Origin of the sequence: Mesorhizobium sp. C268A, from assembly GCF_040324475.1 — a bacterium.
Classification (GTDB): domain Bacteria; phylum Pseudomonadota; class Alphaproteobacteria; order Rhizobiales; family Rhizobiaceae; genus Mesorhizobium.
Map to the genome: position 1 here is coordinate 951,726 of NZ_JAMYVX010000001.1, position 21,246 is coordinate 972,971.

Annotated in this window: 21 protein-coding genes; 11 read left to right on the forward strand and 10 right to left on the reverse strand. The window is 61.5% G+C overall.

The window, feature by feature from the left end:
* Positions 1-15 precede the first annotated feature (15 nt).
* Positions 16-831: a p-hydroxycinnamoyl CoA hydratase/lyase gene (locus NKL06_RS04840; RefSeq protein WP_023693896.1), complete on the reverse strand. Its 816-nt coding sequence runs from the start codon at positions 829-831 to the stop codon at positions 16-18.
* 154 nt (positions 832-985) lie between these two features.
* On the opposite strand from NKL06_RS04840, the gene NKL06_RS04845 reads away from it, so the two are divergent.
* The 9 genes from NKL06_RS04845 to NKL06_RS04885 all read left to right on the forward strand — a co-directional run bounded on the left by NKL06_RS04845 (position 986) and on the right by NKL06_RS04885 (position 8,759).
* The gene (locus NKL06_RS04845) at positions 986-1,456 is read left to right on the forward strand and encodes a MarR family winged helix-turn-helix transcriptional regulator (protein WP_023693897.1); all 471 of its coding nucleotides are present in this window, start codon (positions 986-988) and stop codon (positions 1,454-1,456) included.
* Positions 1,457-1,654: 198 nt separating this feature from the next.
* The gene (locus tag NKL06_RS04850; protein ID WP_023807785.1) at positions 1,655-2,380 is read left to right on the forward strand and encodes a 3-keto-5-aminohexanoate cleavage protein; all 726 of its coding nucleotides are present in this window, start codon (positions 1,655-1,657) and stop codon (positions 2,378-2,380) included.
* Between the two features lie 172 nt (positions 2,381-2,552).
* Complete coding sequence (locus tag NKL06_RS04855; protein WP_081725506.1) at positions 2,553-3,596, forward strand: acyltransferase family protein; 1,044 nt, start codon at positions 2,553-2,555, stop codon at positions 3,594-3,596.
* Between the two features lie 319 nt (positions 3,597-3,915).
* The gene (locus NKL06_RS04860) at positions 3,916-4,425 is read left to right on the forward strand and encodes an Lrp/AsnC family transcriptional regulator (protein WP_023670324.1); all 510 of its coding nucleotides are present in this window, start codon (positions 3,916-3,918) and stop codon (positions 4,423-4,425) included.
* Entirely contained in the window at positions 4,422-5,585 is a 1,164-nt protein-coding gene (locus tag NKL06_RS04865; protein WP_023693900.1) for a saccharopine dehydrogenase family protein, read from the forward strand. Before NKL06_RS04860 ends, NKL06_RS04865 begins: the two co-directional genes overlap by 4 nt.
* 108 nt (positions 5,586-5,693) lie before the next feature.
* Positions 5,694-6,482 carry an ABC transporter substrate-binding protein gene (locus NKL06_RS04870; RefSeq protein ID WP_023693901.1) on the forward strand — a complete coding sequence of 263 codons (789 nt, stop codon included), beginning with the start codon at positions 5,694-5,696 and terminating at the stop codon, positions 6,480-6,482.
* A gap of 128 nt (positions 6,483-6,610) precedes the next feature.
* Positions 6,611-7,288, forward strand: coding sequence for an amino acid ABC transporter permease (locus NKL06_RS04875; protein ID WP_023693902.1), 678 nt, complete (start codon positions 6,611-6,613; stop codon positions 7,286-7,288).
* Entirely contained in the window at positions 7,285-7,959 is a 675-nt protein-coding gene (locus NKL06_RS04880) for an amino acid ABC transporter permease (protein ID WP_023684787.1), read from the forward strand. The genes NKL06_RS04875 and NKL06_RS04880 overlap by 4 nt, the downstream gene beginning before the upstream one ends.
* A gap of 71 nt (positions 7,960-8,030) precedes the next feature.
* Complete coding sequence (locus tag NKL06_RS04885; RefSeq protein ID WP_023693903.1) at positions 8,031-8,759, forward strand: amino acid ABC transporter ATP-binding protein; 729 nt, start codon at positions 8,031-8,033, stop codon at positions 8,757-8,759.
* 208 nt (positions 8,760-8,967) lie between these two features.
* Here the strand turns inward: NKL06_RS04885 and NKL06_RS04890 are convergent, their stop codons facing one another.
* From NKL06_RS04890 to NKL06_RS04930, 9 genes are all read right to left on the reverse strand, one after another.
* A complete protein-coding gene (locus NKL06_RS04890; RefSeq protein WP_023693904.1) occupies positions 8,968-10,035 on the reverse strand; it encodes a cyclic nucleotide-gated potassium channel in 1,068 nt (355 codons plus the stop codon).
* 144 nt (positions 10,036-10,179) lie between these two features.
* Entirely contained in the window at positions 10,180-11,250 is a 1,071-nt protein-coding gene (locus tag NKL06_RS04895) for an adenylate/guanylate cyclase domain-containing protein (protein ID WP_023693905.1), read from the reverse strand.
* Between the two features lie 3 nt (positions 11,251-11,253).
* Positions 11,254-11,748, reverse strand: coding sequence for a Rab family GTPase (locus NKL06_RS04900; protein ID WP_023670316.1), 495 nt, complete (start codon positions 11,746-11,748; stop codon positions 11,254-11,256).
* 11 nt (positions 11,749-11,759) lie between these two features.
* Entirely contained in the window at positions 11,760-14,438 is a 2,679-nt protein-coding gene (locus tag NKL06_RS04905) for an OmpA family protein (RefSeq protein WP_031208667.1), read from the reverse strand.
* A gap of 7 nt (positions 14,439-14,445) precedes the next feature.
* The gene (locus NKL06_RS04910) at positions 14,446-15,111 is read right to left on the reverse strand and encodes a hypothetical protein (RefSeq protein WP_023670314.1); all 666 of its coding nucleotides are present in this window, start codon (positions 15,109-15,111) and stop codon (positions 14,446-14,448) included.
* A gap of 197 nt (positions 15,112-15,308) precedes the next feature.
* Positions 15,309-15,710 (reverse strand): GFA family protein, encoded by a 402-nt coding sequence (locus NKL06_RS04915; RefSeq protein ID WP_023670313.1) that lies wholly within the window; start codon positions 15,708-15,710, stop codon positions 15,309-15,311.
* A gap of 21 nt (positions 15,711-15,731) precedes the next feature.
* Positions 15,732-16,790: a Gfo/Idh/MocA family protein gene (locus NKL06_RS04920; RefSeq protein ID WP_023693907.1), complete on the reverse strand. Its 1,059-nt coding sequence runs from the start codon at positions 16,788-16,790 to the stop codon at positions 15,732-15,734.
* 103 nt (positions 16,791-16,893) lie between these two features.
* Positions 16,894-17,679 carry a ThuA domain-containing protein gene (locus NKL06_RS04925; RefSeq protein WP_023693908.1) on the reverse strand — a complete coding sequence of 262 codons (786 nt, stop codon included), beginning with the start codon at positions 17,677-17,679 and terminating at the stop codon, positions 16,894-16,896.
* 208 nt (positions 17,680-17,887) lie between these two features.
* A complete protein-coding gene (locus tag NKL06_RS04930) occupies positions 17,888-19,450 on the reverse strand; it encodes a DUF2778 domain-containing protein (protein ID WP_081725507.1) in 1,563 nt (520 codons plus the stop codon).
* 481 nt (positions 19,451-19,931) lie between these two features.
* On the opposite strand from NKL06_RS04930, the gene NKL06_RS04935 reads away from it, so the two are divergent.
* Entirely contained in the window at positions 19,932-20,483 is a 552-nt protein-coding gene (locus tag NKL06_RS04935) for a cytochrome c (protein WP_031208670.1), read from the forward strand.
* A 130-nt stretch (positions 20,484-20,613) separates the two neighbouring features.
* Complete coding sequence (locus NKL06_RS04940) at positions 20,614-21,036, forward strand: hypothetical protein (RefSeq protein WP_023684778.1); 423 nt, start codon at positions 20,614-20,616, stop codon at positions 21,034-21,036.
* Positions 21,037-21,246: the final 210 nt, after the last annotated feature.

The following is a 21,246-nucleotide window of genomic DNA, read 5'->3' on the forward strand; positions in this document are numbered from 1 at the left end:
TTGGATATTGGCTGATCACCTCGCCTTGTCATAGGCGCCGAGCCCGGGCTTGTAGCTCTTTTCGTCGATGAACTGGCGGATGCCTTCCTTGCGGCCGTCATTGTCGAAGGAATTGGCCGCTTCCTGCGCGCGCACCAGATAGTCCTCGGCATTGTCATAGGTCATCTCGCCGACGCGGCGGATGGCGTCCTTTGTCGCCTTCAGCGCCACCGGGTTTTTCTTCAGCAGGATGTTCGCCACCTCGGTAACTCGTGGCTTCAGCTCCGCCAGCGGCAGGCTTTCATTGACCAGCTTCCAGGCCGCCGCCTTCCTGCCGTCGATCAGCTCGCCGGTCAGCGCGTGATACATGGCGTCGCGCATCGACAGGAGATCGACCACCACCTTGGTGGCGCCGCCGCCGGGCAGGATACCCCAGTTGATCTCCGACAGAGCGAATTGCGCCTCGTCGGCGGCGAAAGCGAGGTCGCAGGCAAACAGCGGGCCGTAGCCGCCGCCAAAGCACCAGCCATTGACCATGGCGATGGTCGGCTTGCGATACCAGCGCAGCCGCCGCCACCAGCCATAGGCCTCGCCTTGCGCCTTGCGGACGGCGCCCAGCCCCTTGGCCTCGGTCTCGCGGAAATACTCCTTGAGGTCCATGCCAGCCGACCACGCACTGCCCTCGCCCGACAGCACCAGCACGCCGACATCATCGCGGTATTCCAGCTGGTCGAGCACCTTCATCATGCGCCGGTTGAGCGCCGGGTTCATGCAATTTCGTTTTTCAGGCCGGTTGAAGCGCACCCAGGCGATGCCATCCTCGATGTCGAAGGCAACGGTCTCTTCGGTCATGGCAACTCTCCTCCGGCTTGCGTTCCTGTGTGGCGGGGAGAAGAGTTGTGCTCTTCCCCTGCATCAATCGCTATGTGACATAGCTTTTAGAACTGCTATGTTGCATAGTCTTTTTTGCTTGACAAGAACCTTGGTCGCAGCGATCGGTTGCAGCATGGACGAGACATCGGACCGCAGCGGCAAGGTGGCTAGGGTGGCGCCTGAAGACAGGCTCGACGCACAGATCGGCTACAATCTGCGGCGAGCTTCGACCCTGGCGCTCAATGATTTCACCGCCGAGATGGCCGATGCCTCACTGCGCCCGGTCACCTACGGGATGCTGGCGCTGATCGACGAACGGCCCGGCATCAGCGCCGCCGAGCTTTGCCGCCGGCTCGGCATGAAAAGCGCCAACATGGCGCCGCTGCTGGCCGAACTCGAGGAGCGCGGGCTGGTCGACCGCGACGACCATGCGCAGGACAGGCGCATGCAGGTGCTCGCTCTGACCAAGGCAGCCAAAGCCGCCATGCCGGCATGGCGGCTCAAAGTGCGCAACCACGAGGACCGGTTCCTGCAACGGCTGACGAAAAAAGATCGGGCAACACTGCTGCGGCTGTTACGGCTGATCTGGAGCGACGAAGACTGAAGGCAGGCCGAGCGGCGGCGCTGAAACTGCCAATCTCCCGCTCAGGTGGATGTCCGGCAGGATAGAGAGCGCGAGAAGGATTGCAGCGTTGCAACGAGTGCCCTGCGCAACACCCTGTCAGCAATCTTCACCACGCCCGTTCCCTCTCCGCCCTGCCCTTTGCTAGGCTCGCCCATCGGCAACAGGATCGCGAGAGCCATGATCGTCCAGGCCTGCATCAATGGCGCGCGCGCCGCCGATTTTCACCCCACACTGCCGCTCGACTCCGACGCTATGGCGCGCGACGGGGCGGCTTCGATTGCCGCGGGCGCAGCTGAGCTGCATGTCCATGCCCGCGGAGCGGACCGCCGCGAGAGCCTTGCGCCGGCAGCGATGGACCTGACGATCGCAGGGCTGCGCCGTGCCTGCCCTGGTACGCTGATCGGCGTCTCCACCGGCGCCTGGATCGAGAATGACGATACAAGCACGCTGGTCGCCATCGCCGGCTGGCGCGAATTGCCGGACTATGCCTCGGTCAATCTCAGCGAGGCGGCGGCACCGATCGTCATGGAGAGCCTGCGCCAGCGCGGCATCGGCATCGAGGCGGGTCTGGCGTCGGTCGCCGACGCCGAGCGGCTGGTCGGCCTCGACCATGGCGGGCGCGTGCTGCGCGTGCTGATCGAGATTTCCGAGCAGACGCTAGACGAGGCTTTTGCGGTCGCTGGCGGCATCGAACAGGTCCTGGAGCGCGCCGGCATTCGCCGTGCCATCCTGCTGCATGGCGAGAACGCGACGGTGTGGCCGTTCGTGCGCCGTGCCGCGGATCGCGACTGGTCGACGCGCGTCGGGCTGGAGGATGGGAAGCATCTGCCGGATGGCACGGTTGCGGCCGGCAATGCCGCGCTGACGGCGGCAGCGGTGGCGATCTTCCAGGCCGGGCGATAGCGCATACAAGCAGCGCGCCAAGGCATCGCCGAGACGATGGCGATCGCAAGGCCCGGGCCGCGAAAGTCGGTGAAAGCTATTCAAATTTTATGTATTAATTAAACCGGCAGTTAATCGTCGCATCAACGATCTCATCTGTGTTAATATTCTCCGGCATCGGGGACATTTTTTAATGAACGTCATTCCGGATAATGATCACGCTGCGCCGCGTCGGATTCAACAATATACATCGATACAGACCCTGCGGGGACTAGCAGCCCTAATGGTTGTTATCTATCATCTTCCGGCCGCACTAGGCGTGCTCGATTTGCCTATTCCCATTCTAAACAGCGGCGTCGACCTGTTTTTCGTCATCAGCGGTTTTGTCATGGTTCTCTCGACGGAGAACAGACATCGCGACCACCGTGCTTTTTTGATGCAGCGGTTCACGCGCGTCGTTCCGTTCTATTGGGTCATGACCTTCCTCATGGTCGCCGCACTTTGGCTGTTTGCCGGTCGTGGAGTGTCCTTTGAGCAGATTACCAATAGCCTGCTTTTCGTGCCCTATCTCGATACGGCCACAGGCTATGTCCAGCCAGTGCTTGGCGTGGGTTGGACGCTCAATCTGGAAATCCTGTTTTACATTCTGTTCGCGGCGACTATGGGTTTTGGTGCGCTGACGCAAATGGCCACGATTGGCGTTGTCTTTGCAATCGCCGTAGCCGCACGCATTATCTTCAAACCCGCCGCCGACACTGTGCTGTTTTTCTATACCACGCCAATCCTGTTTGAGTTCCTTGCCGGCATGGCTGTCGGCCATCTGGTCGGCAGACTGATGCGTTTGCCCGCTTTCCTGGGTGCCTCGGCTGTCGGGTTCGCTATTGTGTCCACACTGGTGATGGTACTTGGCTTCAACTTGCCGCGAACCCTTGCTCAAGGTATCCCGGCGCTGATCCTTGTCGCGGGTTGCATCAGCCTGGAGAGCTACTTCCGACTTTTTGCTCCTCGCGTGCTGGCAAGGCTGGGAGATGCTTCCTACTCTCTCTATCTGACCCATCCTATCGTGCTGCTCGCGATCGCTCCTGTCGTTGCAACCGCCAATGTGTCACCATGGCTTGCAAGCATAGCTATTGTCACCGCCTGCATCGCCGTGTCCCTGGCGAGTTATAGTTTTATCGAAAGGCCGCTTTTGGCCATGTCGCGAATGAGCCTCTCCGCTTATCAGGTGAAGGCGTGAGTTGCGGCTACGCCGCAGCTCGGTCGGCCTGCCATTCGGGTGCGTTGCTCACTACGACCTACCGTCGCGTTCAAGCGACCACGGCCGCGGCAAGATCGTCTTCGAACTCCGTCACCTAGTGCTGTCGCGCACATCCTCGACTGCCCCAAAATGTGCAGCGGTTTTGGGACGACATGCATCCTGTCTTGCCTGAACGCACACGGGAACTGGCACAGAGGGATGACATAGCTCTTGCTGCTGTTAAAAATTTCCCATAATGTATTTTTCATATCCGAAAGAAAATCCCATCGTTTCTTTCCCTTTATGAAAGCCTTGCCTTTTGCGTGAGCATCTCGATCAAACCGATCGACGGCTGGTAAAGCTGTTGTCGCAGGATGCCCAGCCCGGCATCAACCGGCTCGCCGAGACGATGGCGATCTCGGTGCCGACGGTGCGCTCAAGGCTGCGCAATCTGCTCGACCGCAACCTCTTGAAGATCGTCGGGCTGCTCAATCTGACCGAACGCCCCGAGCTGATCTCGGCCATTGTCGGCATCAATGCGCAGGGACGTGGCCGCGCCCGGGAACTGGCGCAGCGCATTGCCGAACTGCCTTTCGTCAACTCGGCCTCGGTGGTTACCGGGCGCTTCGACATCATTGTCGATGTCACCGTGGCCGGCGATGTCGCCGACCTCTACCGCATCACCAGCGAGCTGATCCCCGGCGCCGGCATTCCCGGCGAAGTCGTGCGCAGCGAAACCTTCGTCGTCATGGCTTCATGCAACAAATGGGTCAGCCTTCCCGAAGGCTGCTGGTCGGAAGAAACACCGTCGCGCAAGGAGCCGGCATGAGAATAGCTGTTCTCGGCGGCCTCGGCCTGCAGGGACGGGCGGCCATCGCCGATCTCGTCGCCAGCGCCGGCGTCGAGGAAGTCGTCTGCGTCGATACGTCGGCCGACGGCCCTGCTCGGCTTGCCGGGCTGACCGACCTTTCCCGCGTGCGTTTCGTCATGCCCGAGGGCGCGATCGGTCCGGCGCTTGCCACCGTGCTGGCGGATGTCGACGCCGCCATCGATCTGCTGCCGCAGCCATTGATGCGCGAGGCGGTGCAGGCCGCGATCGCAACGCGCACGCCGCTGGTCACCACCAATTACGGCAAGGCGATTGCCGATCTGGCGCAGGAGGCTGAACAGGCCGGCGTTTCGATCATGACCGAATGCGGGCTCGACCCCGGCATCGACCTCGTGCTCTACGCGCGCGCCGCAAAGCAGTTCTCTACGATTTCTTCGATCGATTCCTATTGCGGCGGCATCCCCGAACCGAAGGCGATGGCCAAGCCGCTCTGCTACAAGGTGAGCTGGAATTTCGACATGGTTCTGGTCAGCCAGAACCGCGACAGCGTGATGATCGAGCATGGCAAGCGCGTCGAAGTGCCGGCCGGCCGACAGCACGACAATGCCTTCATCCACGAAATCGAGGTCGCGGGCCTTGGCCGACTGGAAGCTTTCCCCAATGGCGACGCGCTGCACTATGTCGAGATGCTGGCGGCCGCCAAGGGATTGCAACGCTCGGGCCGCTATACACTGCGCTGGCCGGGATGGTCGGCGTTCTGGGCGCCGCTGAAGGAACTCGGCTTCCTCTCCGAAGACAAGGTGCCCGGCACCGGCGCCAGCCCGCGCGAATTTCTCGGCCGTCTGCTCGGCCCGCAACTGCAATATGGCGCCGACGAGAAGGACCTTTGCGTGATGCGCAATGTCTTTTCCGGTCTCGAGGGTGGCCGCGCCAAAACGGTGACGTCGGACCTGATCATCGAACGCGACCTGGCATCCGGCCTGTTCGGCATGAGCCTCGGCGTCGGCTATCCCGCCAGCATCGTCGCGCAAATGCTGGCGCGGCGCGAGATCGCCACACCTGGCCTGCTCAACCCGCTGCTGCATGTGCCGGACGAACCCTTCTTCGACGAGCTGGCCAGGCGTGGCATCAAGGTGACCGAAACGGTGGCCCGGGACTGAGGATTTTCGAACGGTGGCTGCCGCCGGCAAACGGTGCTGCCGCTCAAAAAACACCCAAAAGGGTGGAATAACAAAGTGGAACAACAACGATAACAGGAGGAATGCCAAATGAAGATTGCCAAGCTTTTCATCGCCGGACTTGCGCTTGCGGGCCTGACCGCTGCTGCCAGTGCCGGAACCCTCGACGAGATCACCAAGCGCGGCGAACTGCGCGTCGCGGTGCAGACGCAGGGACCGCCCTTCTCGCTGGTCGGCGCCAATGGCGAACGCACCGGCAGTTCGGTCGAACTCGCCGAGCTGATGGCCAAGGAAATGGGCGTCAAGATCACCTTCCTCGACTATGACTGGGACGGGCTGATCCCGGCGCTGCTTTCGGGCAAGGCCGACCTGCTCGTCGCCGACATGACGCCGACGCTGGCGCGCGGCATGAAGGTCGCCTTCACCACACCTTACATGTATACGGGCAGCACCGTCTTCACCAAGGCCGGCAGCAAGTTCAAGACAACCGAGGACTGCAAGGCCAAGGGCACCAAGATCGCCGTGCTGTTGGGCGCCACCGGCGAAAAGGAAGCCAAAAACGCCTTCCCGGATGCCGACATCAAGAGCTACAAGGGCGGCGGCCCGCTGCTGCTCGACGCGGTCAACAACGGCCAGGCCGATTGCGGTGTCAACGACGTCTCGGCGGTCAAGGGTCAGTCGACAGCCTATCCCGCCGGCACCTTCACCATCATGCCGGACCTGTTGTCGAAGGAGCCGCTTGCCTTCGCCACCCGCTACGACGAGCCGGACCTGTTGATCTGGATGAACCTGTTCCTCAACCAGGTCAGCATCGACGGACGCCTGCAGAAGAACCTAGACTACTGGGTCAATTCCGACGCCTGGAAGAAGGATCACTAAGCAGAGGTAAGCAGGGAGTAGTGAGTAGGAAGTAGTGAATGGTGAATGGTGAATGGCCATTCCGGACGCCCTTCACTGCTCACCACTCACTACTCACTACTGCCCATTACCATTCACAATTCACCGCCATGCTCGAAAATTTCAGCTTCCGCACCATCATCGAATATCTGCCTTTGTTCGGGCAGGGTCTGATCACGACCGTATGGCTGTCGGCGCTGTCCTTTGCGGGCGCGCTGGCCGTCGGCATCGTGCTCGCCGCCATGAACCTGCAGCGCGGCCAGCTGTTTCGCGTGCTGGCCAAGGGCTATATCGATGCCGTGCGCGCCACGCCGTTGCTGGCGCAGCTCTACTTCCTCTATTTCGGCCTGCCGCGTCTCGGCTTCGTCCTGCCCGAGCTGGTCGTCGGCATCATCGCTCTGTCGCTGAACAGCGGCGCCTATGTCGCGGAAATCATCCGCGCCGGCATCCTGTCGATCCCGCGCGGCCAGGTCGAGGCCGGCGTCGCCTCGGGGATGACCTATGTCCAGCGCATGCGCCTGGTCATCCTGCCGCAAGCCTTCAAGGTGACGATCCCGCCGCTGCTCGGCCAGGCGATCGTGCTGGTCAAGGATTCCGCGCTTTTGTCGCTGATCTCGGTTTCCGAACTGACGCGCGCCGGCCAGTTGCTGGCGTCCGACCGCTTCATGCCGGCGGAAGGTTTCATCACCATCGCCGCTTTCTATCTGCTGCTCTATTACGGCCTCAAAGGACTGGCGGGGCTGTCCAGTCGCTGGCTCGGTCTGCAGCCGGCAAGGAGCAGCACATGATCTGGCAACAGCTGCAAAGCCTGGCCGGCAGCTACCCCCTCGCCTTGCGCGGCCTTGGCATGACCGTGATGCTGTCGGCGATCAGCCTGGTGCTGGGCACGCTGCTTGGTTTCGGCCTCGGCATATTGCGCACCGGCGGCAACCGGCTGATCTCGAGCGTGATCGGCGCCTGGGTCGACCTGATCCGCGGCACGCCGTTCCTGGTGCAGATCTTCCTGATCTTCTTCATCCTGCCGGAATTCGGCATCGAGCTCGATGCCTTCACCGCCGGCATCATCGCGCTCACCAACCTCGCCGCGTGCTTCATCTGCGAGATCGTCGCCGCCGGCATCCGCTCGGTGCCGACCGGCCAGGTCGAGGCAGCTCTGGCGTCCGGCCTGTCGCGCTGGCAACGCATGCGCCAGGTGGTGCTGCCGCAGGCGATGCGCATCGTGCTGCCGCCGCTGGTCGGGCAATATGTACTGTTGATCAAGGATTCTTCCGTCGTCTCGGCGATCGGGCTGACCGACCTCACCCGCGTCGGCTGGCTTGTGGTGCAGCGTGTGCCCAACGGCCTGCTGGTCTTCTTCCTGGTCGGCGTCGGCTATTTCGTCGTCTGCTATCCGCTGATCATGCTCGCCCGCCGGTTGGAGCGACGCATGGGCGCGGCGCATGGCGAGGTGCAGCTGTGACATCGAACCCCAAAGGGCTGACCGCCATGACCAATCCGAGCCCGACCAAACCAAACCTGACCAAAACGGGCATGATCGACTTTCGCGGCGTCAACAAATGGTTCGGCTCGCTCAATGTGCTGAAGGACATCACGCTCAGCGTCGAGCCGCGCGAAGTGGTCGTCGTCTGCGGCCCAAGTGGTTCGGGCAAGTCGACGCTGATCCGCTGCATCAACGGCCTGGAAGCGATCAAGGATGGCGACCTCGTCGTCGACGGCCAGCGCCTCGGCGACCCCGCCACCAACATGACGCAGTTGCGCACCGAGATCGGCTTCGTCTTCCAGTCGTTCAACCTCTACCCGCACAAGACGGCGCTGGAAAACGTCACGCTGGCGCCGATCCATGTGCGCAAGATCCCCCGCGCCGAGGCCCAGCAGGCCGGGCGCGACTTGCTGGCCAAGGTCGGCCTCGCCGACAAGGTCAATGCCTACCCGTCACAGCTGTCCGGCGGCCAGCAGCAGCGTGTGGCCATCGCGCGCTGCCTCGGCATGCGCCCCAAGATCATGCTGTTTGACGAACCGACCTCGGCGCTCGATCCCGAGATGATTTCCGAAGTGCTCGACGTCATGGTCGCGGTGGCCGAGGAAGGCATGACCATGATGGTGGTAACGCACGAAATGGGCTTTGCCCGCAAGGTGGCGCAGCGCGTGGTGTTCATGGACGCCGGCGCCATCGTCGAAAGCGGCACGCCGGAAGCGTTTTTCTCCGACCCGAAGACCGACCGCAGCCGGGCTTTTCTAAGCAAGATTCTAAGGCATTAGAGTTTAGCCAAAGCCGGTCGTCCGAAAGGCCGCGGGGCAGGAACTGTCGACGCACAGCGCCAAACAACGAGCCGCCGGTAGAGTGGATCGGCTACGTTTAGGTCTCCGGCTACGCCTCTGGGACCTTCCACGTGCCGTCCAGAACCTTCGCGCGTGGTCGATAGAGCCGTACCATCCAGTTCCAGCCGGGCCACCATCGGCTGTACGGTCAAGCCACCGGCGCCGCGCCGCGCCGCTCGAGCGCTGTCCTGCGGATGATTTCCGCGATTTCCGGGCTGCTGCTGCACAGCATCTGGAAATCCGCCGCGTGCAGCGAGAGGAGTGAGACAGAAGTTGCGGCAGTGACGGTCGCCATACGCGGTTCGCCGCTGATCAGCGCCATCTCGCCGAAGAAGGCGCCAGGGCCAAGCTCCACCGGGTTCGGCGTCGCGACGCTGACGCGGCCCTCCACGACGAAGAACATCCGATCGCCGGTCTCGCCGCTGCGGCAGATCACGGCGCCCGCCGGCACCGTGCGGGGTCTTAACGCGCGCACGATCTCGACCAGCGTGGCCGGGCCAAGCTTCTGAAACAACGGAACGCCGGCAATCAATTGCCAATTGCGGACAAAATCCTCGCGACGGACTTCTTGATAAAAGCCGGAGGCAAGAATGCCGGCCCAGAGCCCGAAGATGCCGATGCCACACATCATGACAGCCCCGGCAAGGACGCGGCCGGCGAAGCTTTGCGGAATGTCGTCGCCATAGCCGGTAGTGGACAGCGTGACCACCGCCCACCACATTGTCTCGGGGATGCTGCCGAACTTTTCCGGTTGGACGTCGCGCTCGATGACATAGGCCGCAAGTGCGACACCGAACAGAACCAGGCCGAAGACCGTGGTGACGCCGACCAGGTTGCGCGCTTCGTTGGCCAGAACCCTGCCAAGCAGCGGGAAGAACGTCGAGTCGCGCAGCGGCTTCAGCAGCCAGACAGCACAGTAGAGGCTGCGGTCGGGCGTGCCGTCGAGCAGGAATGCGGCGAGTGGAACCAAAACCGCGAGCACATCGATTGCGATTGCCGGCGTCCTGTCCCGAAGGTCTCCCGCCCAGCGCTTGAGCAGGGTCTCGGCCATCTGCAGAAGATAGGCGGCCCAAATGACAGCGAGCACGGCAGCCAGAGCCAGTCTGCTTCGTCCGGACATGTTCGGCATCGTGAGCGCAGCCACCGCCAGAAGCCCAGGCGCAGCCAGCACCGCGTTTAGCGGTGCGTAGATTCTCAGGAAAGGCAGTACCGACATTCTATCCCACCAGCGGCCACTGTGCTCCAGAATAGAGGCCTTCCGGGCAAGCGCAAAGGGTGCTTTGCGATCGCAAGATCAGGTCACGCCAATGGCTTTCGGGCGCCGCTATCGGCGCTCCACGGTCGCACCGCAGGCGACGGATCAGCTCGGGAGCCGCCACATTCGCACGCGACCCGCACCGCGCAATTCCGTTTCCTCGAGTGGGTCGCAAGCAAATTTCGGTCCAAGCAGTTGGCAAGTTGCATCGGAAATACGGATTTCATCGGGCTCCGCGGACGTTTGAATACGTGAGGCGAGATTAACGGTCTCACCCCACAGGTCATAGGCGAACCGCCTCTTGCCTATGACGCCGGCGACGATCGGTCCTGAGTGAATTCCAATTCTCAGCCTTATCGGCTCTCCTGCGAAGCGTTCCCGCTTGACCGCTTTGCGCAGCTCAATCGCATAGCGCGTGAGGGCCTTTGCATGATCGGATCGCGCCGTGGGCAGGCCGGCGACCACCATCACACAATCGCCAATTGTTTTGATCTTTTCGCAGCCGTATCGCTCAGAGAGCCGATCCGCCGCCTTGAAGAAGTAGTTTAAAATAGCGAGCGTCGTCACCGCTCCGACGCTGCGCGCTCGTTCCGTAAAACCGACGATGTCGGCAAAAAGCACACTCACCTCTGCGTGGTTGTCGGCAATTTTCTTTTGCGCTTTCAATCGCTCCGCGATCGAGGCCGGGAGAATGTTGAGGAGCAGGTTTTCGGCGCGCTGATATTCACGCGCCAATCCCTCCTGGCTCTTCCTCAACGCCTCGTTCGTCGATTGCAATTTTTCGTTGAGTTGACGCTCCCTCTCTTGCAGGAGCGTCATTTCATAGGCCTTCTGTTGAAGCCGCTGCCTGTTGTCTCGTTCGGCAGTGGCGTCCAGAAAAAGCAGCCACACGAACGCATTGTCAGCAAAAAAATGGAGGTCGGCGACACGCCCGCCGGGCAGTTCAACCATGTCCATGCGAAACGGAAGCTCCGGGCAAGGCAGCAAACCCTCCATGAATTCAAGCTGCTCGGCAACAGGCTTGCCGATGCGAAGTGATGACAGCCCGTAATGTTCAACATTACCGCCCTTGGCAGCTATGCAAAGCTCAGGGTCGATTTTCAGATAAGCGACAGCGTGCCCGTCGAAGAAGAAATTGAAAAACCAATTTCTGACTTCTTTTGGCAATTCATGCATGGTCTATTTGGTGACCATCAAGGCAAGTTGACGAAAGGCGTCATCGACCTGCTCGCCCGAAAGCGCACTTGTTAGATAGATTTGCCATCCACGTTGCCTCAACTCGTTGATCTCACCATCCGATATCGCCCACCGATCGGCCAGATCGGACTTGTTGAACAGCAATACGAACGGCATGGCGCCGAATTCGGCCTCGACCCGTTCGCGCAGCGTGAGTGCCACGGCAAGAGTAGCGGCGCGGGTTCCATCGACGACTAGCACGAGCCCGGTTGCACCTCGAACATAGCTGACGCGGAATGAGCCGATATCGTCCTCGCCGGCCAAATCCCACAAAATCAGATCCACGGTTTTGTCCGGGAGCGCGACGCTTTTCTTGTCGATTTTCACTCCGACGGTGGTCAAGTAGGTTTCTGAGAAGATGCTCTGCACAAACCTGCGGACCAGACTCGTCTTTCCGACGGCGAAGCCGCCCAGCATGCAGATCTTTTTTTGCAACATGTTGGGCTCCGCTAGTCCAGGTTTACCGTAATCGAAACCCGGCGATTGGTGGAGCTACCGGTTAGACTGTTTTCAGGTACAGCCGGCTCAAAAGTGCCCGCGCCCCGAACCAGCAGCAATTCGGGAGCAACGCCGCGCTTGTTGAGAAGCGCACGAACTGTCTCGGCGCGGGCGGCGCTGATCGACGCGTTGGCCGTCTCACGGCCCGTGGTGTCCGAATGCCCGGTCAACATGAACCGCGCCGTTACGCCGGAATTGCGGGCACTCTGGGCGAATTCCTTTATTTGATCCGCCAACCTGTCGAGAACCGGCGTCTGCTCCGGTCCCGGCACAACCTTGCCGGAAGAGAAGAAAATATCGGTCGTCTGGATCGCCTGCCTCAAATGATTAAGTTCTGCGAGGTTCAGCTCACGCAGCTGCGAGACATCCAGAACCACTCCGTCCGCCGAAAGTTGTTCAGCGGCGGCCCGCGCGCGGTTGATCCAGCCGGCAGGAGCTTCACCCACGGCCACGATGCGACCCTGGATGATCGAGAGCTGAACGGTTTTCGGCGGGGACAGCGCCGCCGTCAGCCGCTTCACCACAAACTTCGGATCAAGGCTCTGATAGAATTGCCACTGTGCATGAACGCGGGCAGGATCAACGTCCGTTCCGGACAGCAGGGCTTGCGGGTCGGCGGCAAGCGGGTCTCTCAAGCCGGAAATATAGAAATGTCCGCCCCTCGCGCTTTGTTGGGCGACGATGATTCCCGGTTGGGCCTCCAGTCGCGACACATAATACTGCCAGTGCTCCGCCGCGCGTGCTTCGGGGCTCACGTCACGAACCTTGGAGATGTCGAATTCGGGTCCGCCTGCCGAAAGCTGCCGGGCCGCCGCGCGCGCGCGATCGATCCAGGTGTCGGGAGCCTCACCCTCGGCAACGATGCGATCATCGACGATCGAAAGTCGTACTGTATCCGGCGGATACAGTGACGCCGTCAGCCGCTTCAGCACGAACTCCGGCTCAAGGCTCTGATAGAACTGCCACTGCGCATGAACCCGGGCGGGATCGACCTCTGTTCCCGACAACAGCGACTGCGGATCGGCGCCAAGCGGGTCTCGCAGGCCGGCAATATAGAATTGGCCGTCGCTTATCTTTTGGTCTGCAACGATGATGCCCGGCTGGGTCTCCAGTCGCGACACATAGGCGTGCCAGCGCTCCGCCTCGCGCACTTGGGGACTTACGTCACGAACCCCCGAGATATCGAAGACCGGCCCGCCTGCCGAAAGCTGCTGGGCCGCCGCGCGCGCCCGGCTGATCCAGGTGTCGGGAGCCTCACCCTCGGCGACGATGCGGCCATCGACAATCGAAAGTCGCACTGAATCCGGCGGAGCCAGCGACGCCGTCAGCCGCTTCAGCACGAACTCCGGCTCAAGGCTCTGATAAAATTGCCATTGCGAATGAACCCCGGCCGGATCGACTCCCGTGCCTGACAACAGCGACTGCGGGTCGACGGCAAGCGGGTCCCTCAGGCCGGCAATATAGAACTGGCCATCGCGTACCTGCTGTTCGGCAACGATGATGCCCGGCTGGGCCTCCACTCGCGACACGTAAGCCTGCCAGCGCGACACGTAAGCCTGCCAGCGCTGCGCTGACTGCCAGGAAAGAAAGTACCAACCGCCTGCCAGACTCAAAAGCAGCAGGGCAACGGCCGCCACCAGCCACGGAAATCCGTCGTTTGATTCCTCCTGCTTCAGCTCGACGCAGGTCTGCAACTGCGCCTCTACGGAGGCCAGCTGCGAACCGTCGCCGTCGAACTGCTCTAAAGCCTCTGAGGATTGCTCATGGATGCGAAGCAACACATCGCGAACGATTTCATGCAATTCCTCCGGCGGATTTCCCCGGATCACCGAAACCAGTGTCGCAAACGGTCCAACTTCCGACCAGAGACGAAGCTCGCCGAAACGGATTGTGTCCAGGCCGCTCTGCTCTTTCTCGTTAAATGAGTCTTTTACAAAATCCTGAATCGCACTGAGCATCGAAGAAATGAGCTGAGGATCTTCGCTCGTCGCATTGTCGGCAGTTACATGCGCTATCAAAAGGCCGGAATTCCGATGAATGAGAAAGGCATGTTCCACACGGTAGACAAGGGAATGCTTCAGAACAACTGCCGAGAAGCTTGCCCCTGTTCTCCAGGCTTCAAGTCTCCACTTGAGCCCGTGCCAGGTGAATATGTGCCTTAGAGTTTCATTCAGCGACTGAAAGGTCTGGTCGATCTTTTCGCCGATCGACTTGCGAATTGCCGGCAGAAACACCGGGTACAATATGTCCGTCAGCGTGCGCGGGCTCTTCTGGATCGACCTTTGCACAGCCCGTTCGACAGCTGGCGCAAGCGCCTCGCCGAGTTGCGCGTAAGGCGCTCGTCCGGCAGCACTGGGAAGAACGTCGCCCACGGCCGCCGCAAGCTGCTCGGGTTCGTCGAGCAGATGCGTGACGCGTGAAAGCTCGGAGATTTCGCGGCTGACCAGCAACTGCCGCAGCGTTTCCATGCGCGGATCGGCGGTTGGAACCGCCTCGAACTGCGCACGGTAGTCCGGATCAACGTTCCGGGCAATTTCGATCAAAAGACGAGCCAGAGCCTCGCGATCAATCTCTGTATCGTTCGAGGCTGTTCTTTGCGGAAGGTTGAATGGGTCGACGGTGGACGTCAAGGTCCCATCAACTCACTTTCCAGCTGCGGTCCGAGTTGCTTTTGCTCCCGACGGGATCCTGATTGAGACACTTTGCAACCTCGACAAACAGGCCAGCCAAAAGATTTCGGTCGGTCTTGACGTTGCTGAGGTCGGCAAACATCTTCTCGATCAGCATCTGAACGCCTTCATTCTTCTGCTTGATTTCCTCACGCAGCAAATGATCGTTTCGATTTATCCGGTCCGAAACGTCGCGCTCGAGCGCGCTCAACTGATCCGACAACGTGCGCACCTGCTTTTCAAGAGCCTGGTTTTGCTCGCGAAGATTCCGGTCGATCTCCTTGTCGGCATCGGCTCGTGAATCTTTTTCGCTCCGCAATTGCCCTGCAAGCGAATCGATCTGCTTCTTTGCATTCGACTCGTACATTTCGAGATTGCGCTTGGCCTCGGACTCGACATCCTTGAAGCGCTGCAACACCCGTTCTTCAAGCTTGGAAAAACGGCGGTCATAGTCCTGCATCTGGTTGCCGAACAGCAGGTCACGGATCTTGTCGACACCGACGGCGTCGCCGGCGGTTCCGTTTTCGCGGGCCTGAACTCCCATGAAGTTCAGCCCGTTTCCTTCTGTGTTACCTATCAGATTTACGTCCGCCTTCTTTTCTGAAGAAGCGGAATTCGAAGATTCCTTAGCCATCCATATACCCCCATTGAACACATGCCGTCAGGTAAGCATGTCAGCAATCGGGCCGCAAGCCGGATTCGTCTTGACTTATGCCTATTCATGGGGCAGCCGAGCGCGGTGGCTAACGGCTCGGCAATGGCAATCAGGGGGCGATGCCCTCTCAAAGGCGCGGAGCGTGCGGACGGTTCCGGGTATCCAAAAAGCGGCCTTCAGTCGAACGTCGCCAGCGGCTCGGCGTTGATCTCGACCCACTCACAGCGACGGCTTTCGTGGTAAAAAGACTGGAAGGGCGGCGGGAACGACGGGTCGGCGAAGGCGCCGACGGGAATGGCGATCACACCGGGCTGCGTGTCGATGCGATAGTGGACGGCGGCGCCGCACTCCGGGCAGAAATTGTAGATGACGCGGCCGCCCTCGTCGCCGGTGCGCGTGAACTGCTTCGCCCGCCCCTCGATCGATACATCAGCTTGCGCAAACCGGACATTGTAGCTGAAGGCGCTGCCGGTGCGGCGCTTGCAGTCGAGGCAATGGCAGACCGAGATGCGCACCGGCTCGCCCGAACAGACGGCTGAAAGCTGGCCGCAGAGACATTGCGCGCGGCGCGTGACCATTGTTTCTTCCTCCCCTTCACATCACTGCGTATCGGCGCTGGCCCTCAGTTCCGTCCGCTTCTGTTCCGAAACCATGGCCAGATCCAGCACCTTCTGCAGTTCGGCGGCATGGTGGAATGAAGGCTCGGCCTGCACGCCGCTGCGAACCGCATCGACGAAGCGCTGGTAATTGGTCGGCACCGTGCCGGCGTCGAGCACGTGCCATTTGGCGTTCTCGATATCCTCGCCGACACACGCCTTCAGTTCCGAACCCTCGAGATTGTGCACGACTTCGATGCCGCCCTTGTCGCCATAGATGCGCAGGCGCAATTCGTTGATGTGGCCGGTCGCCCAGCGGCTGGCGTGAACGACGCCAAAGGCGCCGTTGGAGAAATCCAGCGTCATGGCGAAGCTGTCATTGGCGTCGAGCTCGTATTCGCCGATACGGTTGCCTGGCGCCTTGTCGAAGGTGCGCAGCCGGCAAAACACGTGGTCGACGTCGAGTGCGGCGCCATAGCTGGCGAAATCGAGGATGTGGATGCCGACATCGCCGAGCACGCCGTTGGAGCCGTGGTCGCGCGACAGCCGCCACAGCCATTTCGGGTCGGTGCGCCAGTCGCCCCAGAATTTCGACACCAGCCAGCTCTGCAGATAGGAGGATTCGACGTGGCGGACGGTGCCGATCTCGCCGGCCAGCACCATCTGTCGCGCCTTCTGCAAGGCAGCGACATTGCGATAGGTGAGGTTGACCATGTTGACGATGCCGGCTGCCTCAGCCGCGTTGGCCATCTCGCTTGCCTTGCCGAAGTCTTCGGCCAGCGGCTTTTCGCACAGCACCGGCTTGCCGGCCGCGATCAACGCCATGGTGGTCGGGTGGTGAATGCGGTCCGGCGTGACGTTGGCGACCGCATCGAATTCGCCCCACGCCAGCGCGTCTTCCAGCGATGTGAATCGCTTCGGTATCTTGAACCCGTCGGCGAATTCGCCCACGCGCTTTTCATCGACGTCGACAGCACCGACGATCTCGACGCCGTCGATGCCGCCGAAACGGCGGGCATGCTCCTGCGCCATCCAGCCTGTACCCAGTATCAAAAGCCGCATTCTCTGCACTCCGAGCGAATTGGTTCGATTCAATCATATGGCGCAGATACGGTCTAGGAAACCCATGCGGAAAGCCGCTACGCCTTTTTTCCTGGACTTTGCTTTAGCGGTAGCCGGCCTCGCCCGAAACGTGCAGCTTGCCGCCGCGCTCGACGATCGGCTCCAGCGCCTTTTCGACCGGCACGTTCGGCGCCTCAAGGATCGCCGACTTGGTGCCCTGCGGATTGTGCGCCCACTTAACCGCATTGCGCAGCACCTTGTGCACATTGGCGTCGTGATAGGTCGGATAGGTCTCGTGGCCCGGGCGGAAGTAGAAGACATTGCCGGCGCCGCGGCGATAGGTCAGCCCAGAACGGAACACCTCGCCGCCCTGGAACCAGGAGATGAAGACGGTCTCCAGCGGTTCGGGCACGGCGAACTGCTCGCCATACATTTCTTCATTCTCGAGCTCGAAATATTCGCCGACGCCTTCGGCGATCGGATGGCTGGGACTGGTCGCCCAGAGCCGCTCGCGCTCACCCGCCTCGCGCCATTTCAGCGTGCAGGGCGTGCCCATCAGCCGCTTGAAGATTTTCGAGAAATGGCCGGAATGGAGAACGATCAGCCCCATGCCTTCAAAGACCCGGCGGGCGACGCGCTCGACGATCTCGTCGGCGACGGCGCCATGGTCCTTGTGGCCCCACCAGACCAGCACGTCGGTCTCGGCCAGACGGTCGGCGGGCAGGCCATGCTCGGGCTGTTCGAGCGTGGCGGTCGAGGCGGAGATCGCCTCGTCGGCATTCAGCGCCTTGGCGATGGTCGTGTGCATGCCCTCGGGATAGAGGGCTGCGACCACCTCATTGGTCCGCTCATGGATGTTCTCGCCCCAAACGACAGCGCGTATTGTCATGATGTCCTCGTGGTGAAGCCGACCCGCAGGGGTCAGTCATAATCTGCCTGGGGGTCAAAAGGGAATAGGCAGTGGGGAATAGGCAATAGGGGCAGAAAAACAAGGAACAGGCGATGGACGCTCCTGGGCCCTACTGCCTACTGCCTACTGCCTACTGCCTACTGCCTACTGCCTACTGCCTACTGCCTACTGCCTACTGCCTACTGCCTTACGCTCCCCGGCCTTCCTGAGCGACCCGCGTCAGCGGCTTGGTCAGGCGCGGCACGACGACGAGGCGCTTGATCTTGCCTTTCTTGTAGGCGGCAAGGAAGCGGGCGTAGTCCTTGAAGACGACGCAGCCATTGGACTCCGCACGGCCGCCGCGCAGCATGTAGGTGTGGGCGAGCAGGCCGTCGCGACCGTACTTGTTGCCGCCGCTGACGGGAGTGAGACGGAGCGCCTCGACGCCATGGAAGCGGGATTCTCGAAGACGCAGATCATAGGTGTTGGGCGGCGTCGGGCCGACATTCTTCTTGTGCACGAAGCGCGGCTGGTCGACCATCGAACCCAGCCCCGAATGGGCCTCCAGCCGCGAGCCGTCCGGCATATAGACGGTCTTGGCCGAGATATCGTACACGGCGACGCCGCCGCCCATTCCGGGCGTGGCGAACAGATCCTTGAAGGCGCGACCGACACCGCCCGCCGGGACGTCCGGCTTGGCATAGGCCAGCATCTCGCCGGCCTCTGTCTTCGACCGTTTGCCAGGCTTGATCCGGCTTGATTGGATGCTCTGGCTTTCTGGCACGCCAGGCAGTGCGGCAACCTCCGAAGTACTGCGTGGCGAGCGCGGCGACGAATTGCCCGGCGACTGGGGTGCGGGGCTCTCGGCCGTCCTGTCGGTCTGTGGCTTGGCTGCCCTGGGTTTGCTGGCTTGCCGAGCCTCGGCAGGCTGAGCGGTTTCGGCGCGTGGACGCCAACCCGGCAACGCAATGTTGTCGGGCAGATCGTCCTGCGGCGGCAGCGAAGCGACCTGAACCTCGGCCTGCCCAGGATCCTGCGCACCGGCGATTGCTGCAACGGCCGCCGGCGGGGCCAGCATGTCAGCGTCTTCCGGCAAGCTGTTGGCCAGCGCCAGCGCCAGGCGCGACGAGCGTTCGATCTCAGCCACTTCCGGCCCAAAGCGTTCCGAGGCCGGGCCATGCTGATCGGGCAGCCGGACTTCGGCGAAACGGGCAGCGACCGGAAGGCTGGCAAGCATGAAGGGCGCATTCGAGGCCTTGGCGAAGGCGGCAGCCAGCTTTTGCGGCGACAGCTCTGCCTTGGCCACCACGCCGTCGAAGCGCATGCCGCGCGAAGTGGCGAGAGCGACGCTGGTGTTTGGCGCAATGTTTGAGGCGACACTGCTCGGGGCCACAGCGTGCGTGGCCGGCTTCAGCCGCGCCATCTTGCCGTCATGCGCGAAGTTCGCGGCGGCATGCGCGCAGCCGGCGTCGCATTGGCTGAGCAGCGAGGCCTGTGATTTTTGCGCCGAAAGCCGCGGCGCCCACGAATTGGCGAGGCTGCGGCGCGAATCGGCAAGTGCTGCGTTCGGCAGAAGCAGACTGTGCGGAAGGCTGTTGGAGGCTGCGGTGAGCGAGGTACCGAGCGAATAGAGGCCGGCCATGGTTGCCACCGACCACAGCGCCAAGGCCGCGCCGACAACCGGCACCACCACCCAGCGCTGGCCGGATCTCTTCGAAGTCAAACCCCGTTCAGGAGTGTCGCCCCGGTCTTTCAAACGCAAAAACGCCATACAACCACTCTCAATCGGCATGCAGGCTTGCGACCCTCGCATCCGTGACATCCACAGTTCGCTGGTGCCCCCTGCACCTTTCGCGTCTGTTGCCGATTGAATCAAAAGATGGACAAAGTTGGTTAACCAATCCCTCCATCAGCCACCGATTATGCGGCGCCTGATACGAAAAAAGAGCACTCCATGGTCTGCGCCACGGTAGAATGCTCTCCCTCACCCCCGCCTTGCTGCCCGTTTTTGCGATCCAAGTCAAGGAAACGCTGCGTCAGCTTGCTGCAAGCCTGTGCTGATTGCCCGCTGATCGGCCTTCTCAATCAGTTGACCTTCCGGTGGCTGGAAGGTCTATCTGCTCAGAGACGGAGACCTCCGGCGACGGAAATTTACCGATGAGAACCGGCATCACGACCGAAGAATCCGACTGCAGGTCGAACCCCTGCTGCGGCTGGCTGAGCACGGATGGATGGGGCAAGGACATGGCGCCGTGAGATGGACTGTGAAAGCGGCGCTGCTGTGGCTGGTCTGTGCCCTTACGATGGGCGCCTCCGTCGGCAGCGGACCGATCGTCGCGGCCCGCCAGGCGTCGATGAAGGAGATGGCGGCGGCTGCGAAAACCATTGCCGGCATGTTCGACCGCAGGCAAGCCTATGACGCGGCAGCCTTCAAGGCGGCAGCGGACACGCTGCGCGCGCGCACCGGCCCTGCCCTGATTGCCGAATTTCCGAGCGGCTCGCTTGGACCGCCTTCGCAGGCCAGGCTGGAGATCGATCAGTCACGGGCGGAATTCGAGGCCCTGGCAAATCAGATCGGAACGCTGGCCGACGCTCTGGCCGCCAAGGCCGAAAGCGCGCCGGCCGTCATCACCGATGACATGCGCATGGGCACCGGCCTGGCGATGGGCGGCGGCAGCCTGCTCGGCAAGCGCTCGATTCCAGAGGAAGCCGATCCGACCAAACTGCCGGCGGAGCATATCCTGCATCTCATCCTGCAGGATTGCTCGACCTGTCATTCGAAATTCCGGCAAAAGGTACAGTGAAGCGACATTATCCGGCGGAGCATTTTCTTGCTGGCCTGCGCCACAGTCACTTTGCATACAAGTAAATTCGTTTGTGCTAATATATCGCCGGTCGTGCATATCCATGCATGACGAGCATCGGGAGGATGCAATGAAAACCATGAATCGCAGGTCTGCAATTGCCCTCGGTCTGACGACCGCCGCGGTAGCGCCTTTGTTCACCTTGGCGGCATCGGCAAAAATCAAGAAATACGGCCCGAAAGAGGGCAAGGAGATTGCGCCCGGTGTCAGGGTGGTGGAGGTCGGCACCGGCAATGCAGACATTCCCGCCTACAAGAGCATCGCAATTATCGACGTTGTGTTTCAGCCCGGAGCACATGCTCCTCAAACCGTGATGGACAACGACATGGTGTGCACCATTACCTCAGGTGCATTCACGATCAAGAAAGCGGACAAGGAATTCAAGCTCAAGACGGGTGATATGTACACCTGCTCCAAGGGCAAGACCGATGAAGCGACGAATACAAGCAAGGAGGTCGGCGTGCATCGCATCGCCGTATTGATACCCGCATAGCAGATGGAATTCCGGCCGGACCACGCCGTCGCGAGTCCGGCCGGCCAGACGAGGCGATCTCGTTCCGTCGTCAGCGCGGCCATCTCACGCCAGCCACTCCCTGATCGCCGGGCGGGCGGGAACGGCGCGCATGTGGTCTTCGCGCTATGGCTTTGTTTGGGCATGATCTTTTGGGGAAGCTGGCTTGGTTTCAAAATCAACGGCTAGGTC

Excerpts from the sequence above, each read along its gene's own strand:
- NKL06_RS04940 (WP_023684778.1), top strand. The coding sequence starts at position 20,614 with ATGAAAACCATGAATCGCAGGTCTGCAATTGCCCTCGGTCTGACGACC.
- NKL06_RS04890 (WP_023693904.1), bottom strand. The coding sequence starts at position 10,035 with ATGTCGGTACTGCCTTTCCTGAGAATCTACGCACCGCTAAACGCGGTG.
- NKL06_RS04875 (WP_023693902.1), top strand. The coding sequence starts at position 6,611 with ATGCTCGAAAATTTCAGCTTCCGCACCATCATCGAATATCTGCCTTTG.
- NKL06_RS04915 (WP_023670313.1), bottom strand. The coding sequence starts at position 15,710 with ATGGTCACGCGCCGCGCGCAATGTCTCTGCGGCCAGCTTTCAGCCGTC.
- NKL06_RS04865 (WP_023693900.1), top strand. The coding sequence starts at position 4,422 with ATGAGAATAGCTGTTCTCGGCGGCCTCGGCCTGCAGGGACGGGCGGCC.
- NKL06_RS04920 (WP_023693907.1), bottom strand. The coding sequence starts at position 16,790 with ATGCGGCTTTTGATACTGGGTACAGGCTGGATGGCGCAGGAGCATGCC.
- NKL06_RS04895 (WP_023693905.1), bottom strand. The coding sequence starts at position 11,250 with ATGCATGAATTGCCAAAAGAAGTCAGAAATTGGTTTTTCAATTTCTTC.
- NKL06_RS04850 (WP_023807785.1), top strand. The coding sequence starts at position 1,655 with ATGATCGTCCAGGCCTGCATCAATGGCGCGCGCGCCGCCGATTTTCAC.
- NKL06_RS04855 (WP_081725506.1), top strand. The coding sequence starts at position 2,553 with ATGAACGTCATTCCGGATAATGATCACGCTGCGCCGCGTCGGATTCAA.
- NKL06_RS04870 (WP_023693901.1), top strand. The coding sequence starts at position 5,694 with ATGAAGATTGCCAAGCTTTTCATCGCCGGACTTGCGCTTGCGGGCCTG.
- NKL06_RS04885 (WP_023693903.1), top strand. The coding sequence starts at position 8,031 with ATGATCGACTTTCGCGGCGTCAACAAATGGTTCGGCTCGCTCAATGTG.
- NKL06_RS04910 (WP_023670314.1), bottom strand. The coding sequence starts at position 15,111 with ATGGCTAAGGAATCTTCGAATTCCGCTTCTTCAGAAAAGAAGGCGGAC.
- NKL06_RS04880 (WP_023684787.1), top strand. The coding sequence starts at position 7,285 with ATGATCTGGCAACAGCTGCAAAGCCTGGCCGGCAGCTACCCCCTCGCC.
- NKL06_RS04840 (WP_023693896.1), bottom strand. The coding sequence starts at position 831 with ATGACCGAAGAGACCGTTGCCTTCGACATCGAGGATGGCATCGCCTGG.
- NKL06_RS04845 (WP_023693897.1), top strand. The coding sequence starts at position 986 with ATGGACGAGACATCGGACCGCAGCGGCAAGGTGGCTAGGGTGGCGCCT.
- NKL06_RS04930 (WP_081725507.1), bottom strand. The coding sequence starts at position 19,450 with ATGGCGTTTTTGCGTTTGAAAGACCGGGGCGACACTCCTGAACGGGGT.
- NKL06_RS04925 (WP_023693908.1), bottom strand. The coding sequence starts at position 17,679 with ATGACAATACGCGCTGTCGTTTGGGGCGAGAACATCCATGAGCGGACC.
- NKL06_RS04900 (WP_023670316.1), bottom strand. The coding sequence starts at position 11,748 with ATGTTGCAAAAAAAGATCTGCATGCTGGGCGGCTTCGCCGTCGGAAAG.